The sequence below is a fragment of the Myxacorys sp. genome (assembly GCF_059501405.1).
Genome location: NZ_JCACCM010000069.1, coordinates 1 through 16,176 on the forward strand (window position 1 = coordinate 1; position 16,176 = coordinate 16,176).

Sequence of the window (16,176 nt, forward strand, 5' to 3'; positions counted from 1 at the left end):
ATCAACGTTGAACCAGTACGATTATTCTACATTCCGGTTAACCTGACATTACCGTCGTGAGTAGTTTGTGTTGAGTTGTTTTGGCTTTATCGAATCCCAATCAAAGTAAACCTGCCGACTGGTAAAGCTGTCTCACGATCGCCAAAATTCTTTCTCCATACATCGGATCGGCGGAGTAGCGCCCACTCAGTAATCTAACTCGGGGAGCAGAACCTCGGATCACAAAGCGAAACCGTGGAGTCACAACTTCTTGAGCCAAGGGTTCAAGACTGGCATAGGTTTTAAGCTGTTGAATATGTGCGCGTACCCCCAGGCGGGCACTGGGAAAAGAGGCCGCTTCAAGTCCGCCAACCGATCTCAACGCACCAAAGTTATTTTGGCTCGGCTGAATATTGCCGCTAAAGCGAAAAAAGTTTGTTTCGAGCAAAGCTTGGGCAAAAGCAATATCTGGATTGACACCTTCGATCGCGGCTTCCTCCAAGTACAGTTCGACAATCTCAGGAAACTGTTCCAATACCTGCGGATTTACCTTTTTGAGAAGCGCTTTTAGAGCCTTTCGCGACAGATACCCCCGTCCTATAATTTGTTCGATTTTGTCGAGAGCAAGGCGCGGAGCCGTTCCTAGAACCACCGTGCGAGCTGTTGGAATCCAACCAACGAAAACGTCTGCTCCTCGTAAATCGATCGCTCGAATATAAGTCGTGTTTCTATAGTTAATCCGTCTCGCATTCGGAATTTTCGCTAAGTTGACTTTTAATTGAGCAATACTGTTAACCGGAATATAAGCGTTACCATTAACGATAATGCCTTGCTGATCATTAACTAAGCCATTCACACTAACGTTGACTGGTGAATAAACACGAGCAAGTGCAGACAATGCACGGCTCCAAACGGCTAATCCGTTCACAATGCCTTGAGCAACTTCTTGGGGATTCCGCAGAATAAGGGCGCGATCGCTGGGACTCGTTTTAAAGCCAACCGTGAGAACGATCGAGGGAATCCTGACTTGCCGTGTAAATGTTAGATACCCCAACGCTGTTTCGGTATCCGGTCTTGCACCTCGATTCGCCAATCCTGCAACATCTCTGACCAGTTGTTGCAGGAGCCGTTGGGCTTGCTGCTGCCGTTCTCGATTGCCCACAATGTAAAATGCACTCGCACCCCGCGCATCCGGATTAAAAAACGCATCCGTCTGAATCGACAGTGCAACATCTCCTTGAACCGCACGCTGATTGATCCACGCGATCGCCTCTGCCAATTCTAGCCCACGCGGAACTTCTAAAACGGTAAACCCTTCTGCCCTTAACCGCTCCGCCACTAGATTCTGAATCAGAACCAATGCCGCCTCAATTGGTTGATTTGCAGGTCCTACAGAATTTGTGAAGAGAAAGACGCGTCCCACCTCTAGGGTTTCGCTGCGAGTGATTTTAGCGTCTGTTTGCTCCGCGCGGAACATTACATCTGTCAGCTTTTCTGGAGTAATAGTGTTTCGACTCGGTTGCTTTTGAATAGCGATTGTTTTTTTACTCGGTTGAACTTTTTTACTCGGTTGAACAACGTCTGTACCATTGCAAGTCGGGCAGGGAATCGGATCGAGAACCATCGTGTGTACTCTACGGTGTCGGCATATCTTCTATTACCTTGGTAGAGCCACACTTCTGGATTTTTTCCAACTCGACTTTAATCAACACCAATTCTCTGGGTACGCAGAGTTGTTGGCCTATCCAGAGAATTAGTGCAATTGAAGACTCAATAAAATACCCCATCCGCTTACAGGATGGGGTTTCTGTAATTCTTCTAGATAGAAGAATGGCTCGGGACTAACGTCCACAGTGAATTAAACGCAGTAGATTAAGCGCAAAGAAAGCCCGGTGCTAAATCCAAATCTGCAACCTGAGCTTGAATCTCACTCAGATAATTTGGATTCATGAGAATTACAATGTCGGGCTGGTAGTCTTTTAGAAACTCGGGAGAAACAATCTGCTGACCTGTTCCTGCAACGTATTTGCCTTGCTTACGAGGATTAATATCCACAACATATTCGACATGCGCTTCATCTCCTAGCGTGTTCAAGAAGGTTACACCCCTTGCTCCTGCTCCCCAAACAACTGCTTTTTTACCTGAACGTTTGATTTGCTTAAATTGATTTCGCCAGGTCTCAATGCGATCGTGATACCGCTCAGCAAATCCTGCAACGTCATTTCGCGTTTGGGTTGGATCGATCCAAGGAACAGAGGATAGATGACGCGGTTCTTCAGCAGGTTTAGCTTCAATGTAGAGAAACTGACGCCCAAATGACTCGCCAATCTCATGCACAATAAAACCGCAATTGGCAAATAAGTAAGCAAGTGAACTGTAAGTGAAGTAAGAATAATGTTCGTAAAAGATATTCCAAATATCAAGTTCCTGCATCATAAACGACATATTAGGCACTTCAAAATACAAAACCGTATCTGACCGTTGCTCAATCGTTCGTCTTAATTCTTTAAGGAAAGTTGTTAAATCCAAAATATGTTCTAACACCTGCCGACAAATAATCAAGTCTGCATCGTAGCTGGCGTAATGCTCAGAATAAAAATCTTGAATAAATTCAACCTGATTTTCAGTCTCAGATTGATTGGGTGCTGGCTCGTAACTTGGATCAAAACCAATGCCAGAGTTGTTGCCAAGTTGACAAAAGAGCTTAATAAAATCGCCTTTACCACAACCAATCTCAACTACAGTTTTATGACGAAGTTGATGTCGCTCGATTAGTCGATGCGATAAAGTTTCAGCATATTGTTGAAAACGCTGTGAGAAATGTAGCGAGTTATCATAGTGCTGGCTGTATTCCATTAAGCTGGAATCGAATTTAAGATTAAAAGCATGACCACAATTTTCGCAGAAGCCCAAGTGCATTGCACAACGCTGGGCACTCAGCGCTTGCGATCGAGTGGTGTAAAGCAACAAGCTATTAACAGGAATAGCCGGAATGTCTGCGATCGTTGTGATCTGGGTTAGGCAGACACAAACGGGACAGCGGCTTTCCAACTTCTGGTGGCTCAGAATCGGAAGAGAAACAATATCTGCGATCGTCATTAGTTATCTCCTCAAAAGATAAGAAAACATTGTTACAGTTGTCTGTGAACATGCGCCCGAAAACTAAGCACCGTTGAGGCTGCTTGTAATCTTGATGCTGTTCGATTAAGTTTGAAATTCAATCTTTGATTGCTGACACTTGATTGCTTACAAGTGTAATTTAGGCTGCACAGCCTTGGCTTGTACAGCAATCTTTTATAATACAAAAAACAAATTTGCTCAAGTTGACTAGGGCAATGCCAACATCAACTTAACGTTCAAAAATAAAAAGGAAAAATTCACGGTGGAGTTACCGCAGCTTGGTATTCCTTGAAAGAAGTTCTTTCTGCAAGCTTCAGGGGAGCAAAACTTTGATGATATTGTGGTTGCCGACTTCGTTCAATGACGATCATTCTGGCTCCTACAGGTTAAACGTTGAGCAACCGCTACAAATGCGATAAGCAGAAGTTGGTAAAACTGTTGCCTTATCACCTGAAGGTAAACTTAAATGAACACTTCTTTCTCAACGTCTATCATTGGATAGATAAAAACTAATTTATAGAACGGAACCTCTATACTTGTGAGGGTAAATGTTATGGTGCGATCGCATGTTGCTTCAATTCGCTCAGTGACATGTATTCGATAGCAGCCGCATGGGTCGATTCCAACACCACTGGAGGCGCAACGCCTGCGTCAAATGCTTCCTTCCATCGCGAGGCACAGAGACACCAGCGATCGCCAGGTTTAAGCCCTGGAAAATTTGACCTTGGTGTAATTAAGTCGTTTCCACGGGAGCGGCTAAATTCTAAAAATTCTTGGGTCACTTGAGCGCAGACCACGTGAATTCCAACATCCCCTGCACCTGTGCTGCATACTCCGTCTCGGTAGTAGCCCGTCATTGGAGAGGTGCAGCAGACTTCTAACGTACCACCGAGAACATTTTTTCCTGAAGTCATGAGTTTTTTGTAGAATGCATTTCGTTTACTGTAGATCAAATATCTAGATCTAATGTCTGCCGGAGTTCGTCCTCCGATGCTCTAAATCCGACCAATACCGCCGCTCCATCTTTGACAAAAAGTGGACGTTTGAGCAGCATCGCATCCGCTGAAAAGGCGTTGATCCACTGCTCGTCTGTCCAGCTTTGTTTCTCGTCGCTCAACGCTCGATAGGATTGTCCAGACGTATTTCGCATCGGCTTAGTGCCAAACGTCTCCACCCAGTTTGCAATCATTTCGCGAGTCGGTGGATGGTCTTTTGTGTTGACAAACTTGTACTCTACTTCGTTAGTTTGCAGCCATTGCAGCGCTTTCTTACACGTACTGCACGTTGGAATTCCGTAAACTTCTAATGACACTTCTAACGATCCCTCTCATGACATCGTGAATTGATTTTTAACTCACTTTGCGATCGCTCATTCGCAGTTCTCTTCAATCCTCTCACACCGCGATCGCAGGACGCTTCTGCACCAGTTCTACAAAGTTTGACAGAATGTCTAATCCTGCCGTTGATGATTTTTCTGGGTGAAACTGAACCGCCATCAGATTATCCTTTGAAATGGCGGCTGTAATCGTCTGAGTTCCGTGAGTAATCGTCGCTGCTGTCACATCTGCATTGAGCGGGTCAACATAATATGAATGCACAAAATAGACCCAAGATGAGCTTGAGAGCTTTCGCCAAAGCGGGCTCTCTGGGCGAGTAAACTCTAGCTGGTTCCACCCCATGTGCGGAATCGTGATCCCCGGTTCTGGACGAAATCGTCGCACAACACCTGGAATAATTCCCAGTCCTGGCTCTGTTCCTTCTTCACTAGAGTCAAACAAAATTTGTAAGCCGAGACAAATGCCCAAGAAAGGTTTACCGCTTGCGATCGCGGCTTTAATCGGCTGTTCTAATTGGCGCGATCGCAGGTGCTGCACCGCTGGATCAAACGAGCCAACTCCCGGAAGCACTACTGCATCTGCCCGTTCAATCTCCCGCGCAGAATCTGTTACGGTGGGCGTTGCGCCTGCCCGTTCTAACCCTTTACACGCCGAGTGGAGATTTCCCATATCGTAGTCAATCACGGCGATCGTTGACATAGCTTCAATCCTTAGTGGCAGTACTTAAAATTGTAGTGGGTAAATTGTAGTGGGTATAGCCAGCACCACAAATGAAAATTTTATTGACATCCTTCGATACTTGGGAAGCGCATCAGCAATCCAATTCGTCTGATGATTTGTTAAACGCGCTGATTGAGCGAAAGGTGTTGTGCGACGATTGTTATTTTCTCAAAAAGATTCTAGTTGATTTTGAGGTTGCCCCTCAAACAGTCATCGATCAGATCACCAAGTTGGAGCCAGAGCTTGTGATTTGCTGCGGCATGGCAGAGTCGCGGCCCTTTCTATCGGTCGAGTCAACCGGAACCCATCTAGGTGAAACATGGAATATTGAGTTGGATTTAGAGATGTTGCTTGAAGGCACACGTTGTCCGCCTCACATTTCCCAAGAAGTCGCCACTCGTGTTAGTCACGATGCGGGTAACTTTGTGTGCAATTATCTTTACTACTCGGTACTCAAACACAGCCAGGAACAGAATCCCAACTATCGTTGTCTGTTTATTCACGTTCCAGTATTAACAGATGACAATCTTGAAACTGTGATTCACGACTTCTTGGCGATCGTGCAAAACAGCAAGCGTCAGCTTCTACTTCTAGAGCAAAGATGAAAGAAATCTGTTGATTTCTATGACCAGAATGCTCTCTCACTGTCTCTAAACCGATATGATCAGTTTCGCTCCCTTTACCGGACTTCCGCGCTTCGTAATGGTTTTATTCCTTCCGTTGACCTTGGCACAAGCAACCCCGGCTCCGACTCCTCAAGAAATTGTCCAACCCCAAGCGGTGCGATCGCTGCCGGGTCAACTCGATTCGACACTGGTGTTTAATAGCAACAGTCCAGAAGTCGTGCAGACCGAAGGGATTTTACTCTCTACACTTCCTCCCACCGGAAAGCGCGTTCCCTCTGCTCATCTCGATCAAGCTTTTAACGGACGGTTTGACATTTTCGCTCATCACATTGCAAATGCAGTGAGCGATCCGAGCAATCTGCGCTCCCTCTATCTCGGCATTTTGATCAACAATCCGGGAACGCAGCCCGTCACGATCGATGTTCTGCAAGCCGCCAGCTATTTGAGCCAGCCAGATGCGCCCTTTCTTCCCATGCCTGCGTATCAAGACAATCAAGATGGCAAGGTGTTTGCAGGGCCAGGCGGGCGAGCGGTTGGGGAAGTATTACGCGGGCAACGGCAAAACATTTTTCCGGCGCAACTGGTGATTCCGCCAGGGCAAAGTCGCATGATTTTGAATTTGCCGATTCCGGTAAAGGGTCTGACGCCGCCGATCAATGGGCGATCGACGTTGATGCGTTTACGCAGCACAGGTTCGGTGTATGTGGCAAGTTTGGGTATGTTTGCTAAAACCGACACCACTGGCGCTGAGCGATCGCCAACCTTAGAGGAGTGGCAAACCTTGCTCAATACAGGTGATGTGGCAAGTCCAAGAGATAAAACGCCGACGCCGCTCGATGCGAAAAGTGGAGCAGTGATTTATGGACGAGTCGCAGGCGTGGCGGTGGGTTCTCAATGGACGGCTCAAGTGGTTGATCCGGGGAGCCGTTCTCTCAGCATTCCAAAGGCGGGAGAGGCGTTCTCTTACGGTTTGAGTACGCTACATAAAGGAACGTTGGGGACAGGACAAAATCAAAACGCTGAGATGGTGAAGCGCTATCCTGACACGGCTTATCAAGCTCATGGCAATTATGCCATTGAGTATCGACTGAGCTTGCCTCTGCAAAATTCGACCAATCAGCCTCAACGGGTTGCGATCGCATTTGAAACGCCGCTAAAACGTGAAGACACAAAAGCAGGAGTCCGCTTTTTGCAGCCTCCTGGCAACCAGACCTCTTTTCGAGGAACAGTGCGGCTACGCTACAACACCGATCAAGGTTTACCGCAGACGCGCTACATTCATTTGGTGCAAAAACGTGGACAACAAGGCGAACCCTTAGTCACGCTGCAGTTAAAACCAAATGAGCAGCGTTTGGTGCAGTTTGACTACATTTATCCTCCTGATGCAACACCACCACATGTTCTAACGGTCAAAACACTCAACTAGTTACCATAGCAGTTTGAATTCGGCAGATTGAAGTCCGTTAGTCCGTGTCCAGCGATTTTTAATGCTCAAAAATCGTTCAGAACTAGTTGTTGCGTAGAGTACCAAAAACTAAATGAAAATTTGCTTATCTTGCAAACTCTGACACAATTGAACAACTAGTTTTTGTTCAAAAACGCACGCCAGCTACTTTTTAATACTGATTTTTAATACTGATCGTCCCATTCATCGAAATTTATTTGAGAAGAACTGGCTCGATCACTCTGCGATCGTACGGTTAGTGCGACGAGCTTGGGCACAGCGACATCTTGATCGTCTAGAGAATGGAATTCACTCTGATAAAGGCTTTGCTAAGAGGAGGTATCTGTGCTGCAAGCGATGGTGAGTGACTTTGCGGCAACAGCTCGTCAAGACGGTAAATTCCCGATTGTGGTGGTGCTAAACGATAAAGGTTACGAGGATCATTTGATTCAAGTGCTGTTGCCCCGGTTAGGTCAAGAAGCCATTCCCTATGTCAGTACGCATGCGATCGCGCCTGCCTCAAATCTGAGTAACTTTGTTGGCGATGGCCACTTTACACAATCTGCCAATCAACGAATTGCGACCGTACTGACCGTAATCAATCCGTCCCTCGTAAGCCTGTAGGCCGTCAGAACGTATCCAAACAGAAGGTGTCCAAATAATAGTCGAAGACCTCCCTCATCCCCTTAAACAGGAAGCTGGTCAATGTCCTCATTCGCCCCAATCACGACGATCGCCGTCCCTCTAGGAAGCTTAGTGTCAGGCTCAGGATTGATGATAAATTTGCTGTCATGACTAAAGGCAAGTAAGTTCAGCCGATAGCGCGATCGAAGCTTTAGTTCTGCGATCGTTTTGCCACTAAAACTTTCAGGAATAATCAGTTCAACGATGCTATGTTCTGGATCGAGATCAAACCGCTCTAGAATGCCAGGTTTTGTCAGCGCTCGCGCCAAGTTGTGCCCCATTTCATGCTCTGGAAAAACCACATGATCGGCGCCGACTTTCTTAAGCACCTTCTCGTGAATCTCTGATGAGGCTTTAGCCACTACATGAGGAACGCCCCCTTCTTTTAGGTTGAGCGTTGTGATGATGCTCTCCTGCACATAGTTTCCGATCGCCACAATCACCGTATCTTGCTCAAAAAGTCCAGCTTCTCTCAACGCAGCAGGCTGAGTCGAATCGATTTGCCTTGCGTGGGTGACAATCCGATCAGACAATGCCTGATCGACTCGACTCATATCGGTATCAACTGCCAGAACTTCATGCCCGGCCCTATGCAGCGTGCCACAGACAGCACGCCCAAATCGTCCTAGACCAACCACAGCAAACTGCTGATTCCGACGATCGGAGCGCAGATTATGAAAGAAACTGAGTGAAGACAGATTCACAACCTTCTCCAAGCCAACGATGGGTAACCGTTACCGAAGGACACGTCAACAAGGTGAGGCGACCGACAGATAACAGGGGTAGATCCAATCATAGTTTGAATGGGTCAACCGACAAGCAAATTTTCTTCAGGATAGTTTACAAAGCTAGGTTTAGAGTCGCCTAAAATTGCGCCTACCAGCAGCAAGACTCCAACCCGGCCGACATACATCACTAGAACAAGCACCAGTTGCCCTGGAACCGATAGATTTGCGGTTCCAATTGCCGAAAGCCCTACCGTTGCAAAGGCAGAAACAACCTCAAACACAATGCGAATAAAGTCAACCCCAGGGTCAGTTAAGGTAATTAAAATCGTCGCGATCAGCACCGTTGCAGTTGATCCCATCAACACTGCGATCGCTTTAAAAATCAAGGCAGTCGGAATCTGGCGATGATAGCACAGCACCTCTTCTTTGCCTTGCAATACAGCTTTGGTACAGTTCACCAGCACTCGTAGTGTGGTTGTTTTGATGCCGCCGCCCGTACTGCCCGGATTTGTGCCAATAAACATCAGCAAGATTGTGATGCATAATCCTGCGCTCGTCATCTTAGTAATGTCAATCGTATTGAAACCGGCTGTTCGTGGGACCACCGCTTGAAACCAAGCCGCCAAGACTTTTCCCGATAAATCCATGCTTCCTAGCGTTTGGAAATTGCGAAACTCGGTCATGAAGATGGCAACGGTGCCCGTTACTAATAGAAACAGGGTTGTACTAGTGGCGACTTTGAAGTTGAGCGAAAAGACTGGTTTACAAGGCAACCGCTTGAAGCGATCGCGCCCCCACAAATAGGCCTCCATAATCACTTGATAGCCGATGCCCCCAAGAATAATCAGCCCGGTAACGATCGCAACCAACCCAGGATTGCTGGCATACTGAATCAAGTTGTCAGAAAATAGGCTAAAGCCTGCATTGTTAAAGCTGTTGACGCTGTGAAAGATCGATTGCCACAAGGCTAAAGCGGGGCGATCGCGAAATTGGGGCAGAAAAATCGGCATCAGCAGCAGAACGCCCGTGATTTCAATAAACAGGGTCGTGGCGATGATCGACTGTATCAACCCTGCTAGTCCAGACAATCCTTCTACATCCAACGATTGCTGAACGGCAATTTTATCTCGCAATCCCAATCGTCTTCTCAAAACTAACAGCAAGACGGTAGTTGCCGTCATGTACCCCAAGCCGCCAATTTGCACTAAGAGGACAATAAACAACTGTCCCCAGAACGAGTAAAACTTCCCGACATCAACAATTGAGAGCCCGGTCACACACACTGCGGAAGTAGCGGTAAATAGGGCAATGATAGGGGAATTCGAAGAGCCATTAGTAGTCGAGAAAGGCAACATGAGGAGCAATGTGCCAGTCGTAATCACCATTAAGAAGCCCAGACAGATGGTACGCGAGACAGTCATGAGGAGTGATATTAGTTGAGACAGTCCGATAGATCATCAAAATAGATCTCAAAGATAACGCTATCACAGTGTGCATTCTTCAGTTCTTTAGTCCAGAAACAGCTCTCAACTGGCAGCAAATGCGATAACAGATGTAGTAAATGAACTTTTGATTTTCCTTTGTTCTTAGCGAAGGCATTTGCCCGATGTGCTACCTCTGAAATGATTAAAAATAGGGCAAGATCTAAAGTTGTAATAATAGAGGTGTAATAGAGGCTAGACCTCGAATCTTGCTAACCCTGATGTTTCAAACGACCCGTCGCCGTCTCGCACTCTGGTATACCACTATTACGGCGGTACTTCTGCTCGTTTTTGCAAGCGGAGTTTACTTCTATGTTCGCAGCACCTTGATTGAGCGTATTGATGACACCTTAGATCACGTTGTAGAAGTCGTCCAGCGATCGCTGGTGATTCAACCAGAAGGCACTCAGATTCGCGTCAATGTAGAAGAAAGTTTTCGGGATAATGCCATTGCTTTAGAAGATGATCACATCGATTTGGAATGGATTAGTCCTATCGGAGAAACGTTGTGGTCTACATTTGCAGAGCCGATTTTCGTTCCGTTACATGTCAATACTACAGGTGAGACGGTTCATGTCTCCGAAACGCAATTGCTGCGTCAGGTAACGCAGCGAGTGCAGATTGGGCGGCAAGTATTGGGCTATTTGCGGGTGAGTCACCCTTGGTTTGAAGTGACCAAACCTGTTCGTCAACTCGTCTTCGATCTGAGTATTGGAACCACGATGATGATCGGCATTGTTGCTGCAATTGGTTGGTTTTTGTCCGGCATTGCGATGCAGCCGATTCGAGAATCGTACCAACAGTTAAAACAATTTACAGCCGATGCCTCTCATGAGTTGAGAAACCCGATCGCAGTCATTCAGACCAATGTTCAAGTTGCACTTTCTGATCCAAACCCTGATCCGCAAAGTCAACGTCATCATCTACAGGTAGTAGAACGCCTAACAAGACGCTTAGGGAAACTAGTAGATGATCTATTGTTTCTTGCTAGACAAGATAGTGGAATTGTCCAACCCCATTGGACAACGGTTGATCTGAGTGATTTGTTAGCAGAAGTGTTAGAAGAACAAGAAACAGTGGCGGAAGAAAAAGCGATCGCACTCTCGCTCGATCTCAAAGATGAAGCTGACTGGATGACGCAATGCGATCGCGATCAGCTATCTCGTCTATTTACAAATCTAATCAGCAACGCGGTGCAATACACACCCAAAGGCGGAACGGTTGCACTAAATGTAACTCGTCCGAAGCGCTCTAATGGTTCTGTCCTGCAAGTCAAAGTGATTGATACCGGAGTTGGCATTGCTGAAGAGGCGCTGCCGAAGTTGTTTGATCGGTTCTATCGGGTTGATTCGGCAAGAACAAAAGCAACGGGCGGCTCGGGGTTGGGATTAGCGATCGCTCATGCCATTGTGGAAAATCATCACGGACACATTCAAATTGAAAGTAAAACAAATCAAGGCACAACCGTAACCGTAACGCTACCGCAAACAGCACAAGATCCACCTTAATTAAGCTAATTTCCCTTATTTTAGCTAACGGATCTTCAATTTATTTAGGTCATAAATCTTTTAGATAGTTCCGCCTTTAGGCATACATTCTGATGAGGCAAATCTCTCAACATTAGTAGCCAATGCTTGAACACACTAATTGGTTCTCGTGCAACAGATCTGAGAGGGAACGCAGCAAACCTAACAAGTCTGATTGGTGCTGAAATTTTAACTCTCGCAATTTCAACTTCAACTCTCTAACTCTCAGTGCAAAGTCCCAGTGCAAACTCTACCAGCGCGGAGGAACAACATTGCAATTACAACATTTGCCGCAATCTCTTATCTCTAGCATGGCTGCTTTCGCAGCGCTGACCACCTTAGCGATCGCGCCCGTCCGTGCTGCTGACTTCAACCTCTCAGGAAAGTTCTCAGCTCCACGCTCACCCGACTTTCTTCAGCTATATCCTGATCTGGCTCCATTTGTCGGGGGTTCATTTGATGGCACTTACTCGGCTGAAGGTCTTCCTCCAAAATACGAACAAGTGATTAATTTTTCTGACTGGCAAATCAATCTGCGCAACCCAGCGGGAACTGTTTTGGCTACTAGTTCACCTACTGTTTCACGAAGTCCAGGAGTTGCAAGTGGCACCCATTCTCGTGACCCTTTTGCAATCCGCCTACTCTTTGAGTTTCCCACCGAGCGAAACAATCTCACCCTCGATATAGAGTTCCCACCGGACTTTAATGGTGAAGGAATCGCGATCGACGATGGAATCGCCGGCAGACCAGGATTGCGAACCCGAGAAGCACTTCACGGTGATGCTTTGCCTTACCAAGATACGAGTAGTACCCCAGTTCCAGAACCCAGTACTTTTTTGGGTGCTGCGATCGCGAGTGGTATGGTTTGGCGGATGAGAAAAAGAATAAGACGCTGAGCAGAAGATGGTTCCCTTAGAGCAACGCAGGGACCACTCGAACGGGCCAAGGAGACGACCTTGAAGTCTGCTACAAAACGGGTTAACCCACTGCTAATGCGCTCTAACTGACGTAGCTTGTATGAGCTAAATTGACCAACGTTGACAAAGTTTCTGTTAATTTGCTCAGATTTATCGCCTAACGGTTTCTTTTTGCGCTAACGTACGGACTTATAGTGGGATCTACCAAGGGAGTCTATAGAGCGAAATCTATAGAGTTTGGATAGAAGAGCTTGGGTAATTTTTCTACTTCCACAACAAAACTATTTGTTTTGTTGTGGAAGTAGAAAAATTACAAAGGCAAAATGCAATTTCGGAAGAATCGCAAAGATGCACTTAAATCTGCTCCCTCTGTTCCCCCTTCAAAGGTGTAATAACCGAACACGTAGAAGTACGGTTGAATTCGAGAACACATAAATCTGCCTTTAAGGCGATAGAAATACCTATTTAGACTGAGATGCGCCTCCAAAAAATCAGTCTAGCAGCGCCCTGTAAATCTATCAGCAGGTCGGTACTTTTGCATATGCAATTTTGTAGCCTTCTATATATTACGAGCGTAGGAACAAAGGTAAAGTCTAAAATGTCAAGTCGAAATTTCCGTCTTGGCAAAAAACAGATTCTCCCGTAGATATTGCTTAGCTACCTTGCTGCATCTAGCAAGTAAAGCTTTCACTCGTGATGAGGCTACCGAACCATTAACCTTGTAGGAGGTTTATATGCGGATTGCTCAAGTTGCCCCATTGTGGGAGCGGGTTCCCCCCCCAGCTTATGGCGGCATCGAACTGGTGGTAAGTTTGCTAACCGATGAGTTAGTGCGACGCGGACATGAAGTGACGCTGTTTGCAACTGGCGATTCGCTCACCCTCGCGAAACTTGAATCAGTTCACGCTCGTGCAGTGCGTCTTGATCCACTCGTAAAGGAGTATCAAATTTATGAAATGCTGCAATTGACGCAGGTTTATGAGCGTGCCCATGAGTTTGATGTAATTCATTCTCACATGGGGTGTTCTGCTTTGCCCTACGCAAAATTTACGAAAACTCCGACCGTTCATACGCTACATGGCGTATTCAGTTCGGACAATGAGAAAATTTACGCTTATGCTCGCACTCAGCCCTTTGTGAGCATCTCAGATGCACAGCGAGAGGCTCGCCTAAATCTTAATTGTGTTTCAACGGTTTACAACGGGATTGATGTAGACAGCTATAAATTCTATTCCAAACCCTCTGATCCTCCCTATCTTGCCTTTTTAGGTCGGTTGTCGCCTGAGAAAGGTCCACATATTGCGATCGAGATTGCCAAGCGTACTGGCTGGCGGCTCAAGATGGCAGGAAAAGTAGATATTGTTGATGAAGAATTTTATGAAACCGAACTTAAACCCCATATTGACGGTGAACAAATTCAATATTTAGGTGAAGCTAACCACATTCAAAAAAACACATTGATGGGTAACGCTTATGCGACCCTCTTCCCGATTACTTGGCGCGAACCGTTCGGCTTGGTCATGGTGGAATCGATGGCATCGGGAACGCCTGTGGTTGGAATGAATTTGGGATCTGCCCCAGAAGTCATTGCTCACGGCAAGAGTGGATTTTTGTGTGAGTCAATTGATGACTGCATTGCTGCCCTTGATCAAGTTTCGAGTCTTGATCGGGCCGTCTGTCGTCAGCACGTGGTTGACAACTTTAGCGTCGAGCGCATGACCAATGGTTATGAGGCGGTTTATCGTCAGTTAGTTGGTGAACGCTTTAAACACAATGGTCGTTTATTGAGTTTGAGTGCACTGTCAGATCAACGGAATTAAGAAGGTGGGTCTAGGCATCCGCCTTTTTTTATCCTCATTTTTAGGGAATCTTCTGGCGCTCCGATAGACGGCTTGCAATCGGCAGGGCAGACGGGCGGAAACATTAGTTAGACAAGGCCAATAGACAGCCCCGTTTGCTTAAAATCTGCTGCTGACCTACGGTTGCAAGAAGTTCGATGACCCGTGTTTTGTTCAGGTGAGGCAGGAGGTGTAGCGGCTTTGTGCCCTCTCCTAGCGCCTCTACTTTGTCTTCATGAGGTGAACGTTATGGTATTTGTGAACGGAAAGTCATTAAATGATGGTTCTACAGGGTTGCGATCGACATTCTTTACGTCCCGATCAAACACGCCCAGTCGGCAGGCGATCGCACTGATCTCGGATCATGGCGATCCGGCTGCTGAGATTGGAAAAGAAGAGGCAGGCGGCCAGAACGTGTATGTGCGGCAAGTGGGTGAAGCCCTCTCGAAGCTGGGTTGGCAAGTGGATATGTTTACCCGCAAAGCGAATGCAGACGATCCAACGATCGTGCAACACAATCCATATTGCCGCACGATTCGGTTGAGCGCTGGACCGGAAGAATTTATCCCGCGCGATCGCTTGTTTGAGTACATGCCGCAGTTTGTTGAGGAGTTCCAGAAGTATCAAGCCAAGCATCACTATCCATTAATTCACACCAACTATTGGATGTCAGCTTGGGTTGGGTTAGAAGTGCAAAAGACCCATAACGTTCAGCTGATTAATACCTATCATTCTCTCGGTGCTGTGAAGTATGAGGCGGTTCCCGATCGTCCTGCGATCGCTGATACTCGATTAGCAGTTGAAAAGGCAATTCTGGAACAAGCGCACTGCACAGTTGCAACCAGTCCTCAAGAAGCCGAGATGCTGCGATCGCTCGTTTCCAGTTTGGGACACATCGAAGTGATTCCGTGCGGAACCGATGTGAGTCGATTCCACGCCATTCCAAAAGCAGACGCCCGGATTCAGCTTGGCTTAAATCCGACCGATGAGGTCATGCTGTATGTGGGCCGTTTCGATCCGCGCAAAGGAATCGAAACGTTCGTGAGAGCGGCTGGATCAATCAAACAAAATGCTGTAGACGCCTCTAATCTACGTTTAGTGATCGTCGGTGGTAGCGATCCAACAAAATCGGATGGACAGGAACGCCAACGCATTGAGCAACTCGTTAACCAATTAGGATTGGCAGATCACACTACTTTTGCGGGAAGAGTCGGACACGATCTCTTACCGCTTTATTACACGGCAGCCGACGTCTGCGTGATTCCAAGTCACTACGAGCCGTTTGGATTAGTTGCGATCGAAGCAATGGCGTGCGGCACTCCGGTTGTTGCCTCTAATGTGGGTGGGCTGAAGTTTAGCGTTGTTTCTGAAGAGACAGGATTGCTCGTTCCGCCCCAAAATGAGGTTGCCTTTGCTACAGCAATTGAGCGCATTTTAACGGATGAACTGTGGGCAAGGAAGTTAAGAAAACGCGCCTGCGAACGAGTGCAACAAAATTTTAGCTGGACAGGAGTAGCAGCTCAATTGAGTGATTTATATCGACGGATGCTGGCTCAGTCGATCATGAGTGACAGCAGTTCATCCAATCAGCTTGTCATTAGTGCACCGCCTAACCCAGACGAAACCGCCGCATCATCGCGCAAAACGATTTCAACAACTGCGACAACAGCTTCGTCAAAGAGTTTGACCAAGGTGTCGTAGTTGGACTGTAAATAAATACGTGAATCCCAAAAACTGCGTACAAAAATCTCCGCTTCCTTCAAGGAAGCGGAGATT

14 protein-coding genes are annotated in these 16,176 nt (G+C 46.8%); 7 read left to right on the plus strand and 7 right to left on the minus strand.

Annotation, left to right across the window (positions count from 1 at the left end; translation table 11 throughout):
* Positions 1-100 precede the first annotated feature (100 nt).
* The 5 genes from tftA to hisH form a co-directional block, all read right to left on the minus strand.
* Positions 101-1,603, minus strand: coding sequence for a hormogonium tapered terminus morphoprotein TftA (gene tftA / locus AC5I6P_RS06725; protein ID WP_495692977.1), 1,503 nt, complete (start codon positions 1,601-1,603; stop codon positions 101-103).
* 248 nt (positions 1,604-1,851) lie between these two features.
* Entirely contained in the window at positions 1,852-3,078 is a 1,227-nt protein-coding gene (locus AC5I6P_RS06730) for a class I SAM-dependent methyltransferase (protein WP_495692978.1), read from the minus strand.
* Positions 3,079-3,650: 572 nt separating this feature from the next.
* Positions 3,651-4,013, minus strand: a complete 363-nt coding sequence (locus AC5I6P_RS06735) for a DUF2237 family protein (protein ID WP_495692979.1) — start codon at positions 4,011-4,013, stop codon at positions 3,651-3,653.
* 35 nt (positions 4,014-4,048) lie between these two features.
* Positions 4,049-4,411, minus strand: a complete 363-nt coding sequence (locus AC5I6P_RS06740; RefSeq protein WP_495692980.1) for a Spx/MgsR family RNA polymerase-binding regulatory protein — start codon at positions 4,409-4,411, stop codon at positions 4,049-4,051.
* Between the two features lie 82 nt (positions 4,412-4,493).
* Positions 4,494-5,135, minus strand: a complete 642-nt coding sequence (gene hisH / locus AC5I6P_RS06745) for an imidazole glycerol phosphate synthase subunit HisH (protein ID WP_495692981.1) — start codon at positions 5,133-5,135, stop codon at positions 4,494-4,496.
* A gap of 71 nt (positions 5,136-5,206) precedes the next feature.
* Here hisH and AC5I6P_RS06750 point away from each other — a divergent pair, with 71 nt between their 5' ends.
* From AC5I6P_RS06750 to AC5I6P_RS06760, 3 genes are all read left to right on the plus strand, one after another.
* Complete coding sequence (locus tag AC5I6P_RS06750) at positions 5,207-5,761, plus strand: pyroglutamyl-peptidase I family protein (RefSeq protein ID WP_495692982.1); 555 nt, start codon at positions 5,207-5,209, stop codon at positions 5,759-5,761.
* Positions 5,762-5,858: 97 nt separating this feature from the next.
* Positions 5,859-7,208 (plus strand): DUF3370 domain-containing protein, encoded by a 1,350-nt coding sequence (locus tag AC5I6P_RS06755; RefSeq protein ID WP_495692983.1) that lies wholly within the window; start codon positions 5,859-5,861, stop codon positions 7,206-7,208.
* 363 nt (positions 7,209-7,571) lie between these two features.
* Complete coding sequence (locus AC5I6P_RS06760; RefSeq protein ID WP_495692984.1) at positions 7,572-7,850, plus strand: hypothetical protein; 279 nt, start codon at positions 7,572-7,574, stop codon at positions 7,848-7,850.
* A gap of 62 nt (positions 7,851-7,912) precedes the next feature.
* Here the strand turns inward: AC5I6P_RS06760 and AC5I6P_RS06765 are convergent, their stop codons facing one another.
* Both AC5I6P_RS06765 and AC5I6P_RS06770 read right to left on the minus strand, forming a co-directional pair.
* Positions 7,913-8,614: a potassium channel family protein gene (locus AC5I6P_RS06765; RefSeq protein WP_495692985.1), complete on the minus strand. Its 702-nt coding sequence runs from the start codon at positions 8,612-8,614 to the stop codon at positions 7,913-7,915.
* Between the two features lie 104 nt (positions 8,615-8,718).
* Positions 8,719-10,059 carry a TrkH family potassium uptake protein gene (locus AC5I6P_RS06770; RefSeq protein WP_495692986.1) on the minus strand — a complete coding sequence of 447 codons (1,341 nt, stop codon included), beginning with the start codon at positions 10,057-10,059 and terminating at the stop codon, positions 8,719-8,721.
* Positions 10,060-10,340: 281 nt separating this feature from the next.
* Between AC5I6P_RS06770 and AC5I6P_RS06775 the strand changes: the two genes are divergently transcribed.
* The 4 genes from AC5I6P_RS06775 (at position 10,341) to AC5I6P_RS06790 (ending at position 16,101) form a co-directional block, all read left to right on the plus strand.
* Complete coding sequence (locus AC5I6P_RS06775) at positions 10,341-11,627, plus strand: sensor histidine kinase (protein ID WP_495692987.1); 1,287 nt, start codon at positions 10,341-10,343, stop codon at positions 11,625-11,627.
* A 329-nt stretch (positions 11,628-11,956) separates the two neighbouring features.
* Entirely contained in the window at positions 11,957-12,541 is a 585-nt protein-coding gene (locus AC5I6P_RS06780) for a PEP-CTERM sorting domain-containing protein (RefSeq protein ID WP_495692988.1), read from the plus strand.
* Between the two features lie 755 nt (positions 12,542-13,296).
* Positions 13,297-14,382: a glycosyltransferase family 4 protein gene (locus tag AC5I6P_RS06785; RefSeq protein WP_495692989.1), complete on the plus strand. Its 1,086-nt coding sequence runs from the start codon at positions 13,297-13,299 to the stop codon at positions 14,380-14,382.
* Between the two features lie 267 nt (positions 14,383-14,649).
* Positions 14,650-16,101 (plus strand): glycosyltransferase family 4 protein, encoded by a 1,452-nt coding sequence (locus AC5I6P_RS06790; RefSeq protein WP_495692990.1) that lies wholly within the window; start codon positions 14,650-14,652, stop codon positions 16,099-16,101.
* Positions 16,102-16,176: the final 75 nt, after the last annotated feature.

Excerpts from the sequence above, each read along its gene's own strand:
- AC5I6P_RS06775 (WP_495692987.1), top strand. The coding sequence starts at position 10,341 with ATGTTTCAAACGACCCGTCGCCGTCTCGCACTCTGGTATACCACTATT.
- tftA (WP_495692977.1), bottom strand. The coding sequence starts at position 1,603 with ATGGTTCTCGATCCGATTCCCTGCCCGACTTGCAATGGTACAGACGTT.
- AC5I6P_RS06770 (WP_495692986.1), bottom strand. The coding sequence starts at position 10,059 with ATGACTGTCTCGCGTACCATCTGTCTGGGCTTCTTAATGGTGATTACG.
- AC5I6P_RS06785 (WP_495692989.1), top strand. The coding sequence starts at position 13,297 with ATGCGGATTGCTCAAGTTGCCCCATTGTGGGAGCGGGTTCCCCCCCCA.
- AC5I6P_RS06750 (WP_495692982.1), top strand. The coding sequence starts at position 5,207 with ATGAAAATTTTATTGACATCCTTCGATACTTGGGAAGCGCATCAGCAA.
- AC5I6P_RS06735 (WP_495692979.1), bottom strand. The coding sequence starts at position 4,013 with ATGACTTCAGGAAAAAATGTTCTCGGTGGTACGTTAGAAGTCTGCTGC.
- hisH (WP_495692981.1), bottom strand. The coding sequence starts at position 5,135 with ATGTCAACGATCGCCGTGATTGACTACGATATGGGAAATCTCCACTCG.
- AC5I6P_RS06730 (WP_495692978.1), bottom strand. The coding sequence starts at position 3,078 with ATGACGATCGCAGATATTGTTTCTCTTCCGATTCTGAGCCACCAGAAG.
- AC5I6P_RS06780 (WP_495692988.1), top strand. The coding sequence starts at position 11,957 with ATGGCTGCTTTCGCAGCGCTGACCACCTTAGCGATCGCGCCCGTCCGT.
- AC5I6P_RS06755 (WP_495692983.1), top strand. The coding sequence starts at position 5,859 with ATGGTTTTATTCCTTCCGTTGACCTTGGCACAAGCAACCCCGGCTCCG.
- AC5I6P_RS06790 (WP_495692990.1), top strand. The coding sequence starts at position 14,650 with ATGGTATTTGTGAACGGAAAGTCATTAAATGATGGTTCTACAGGGTTG.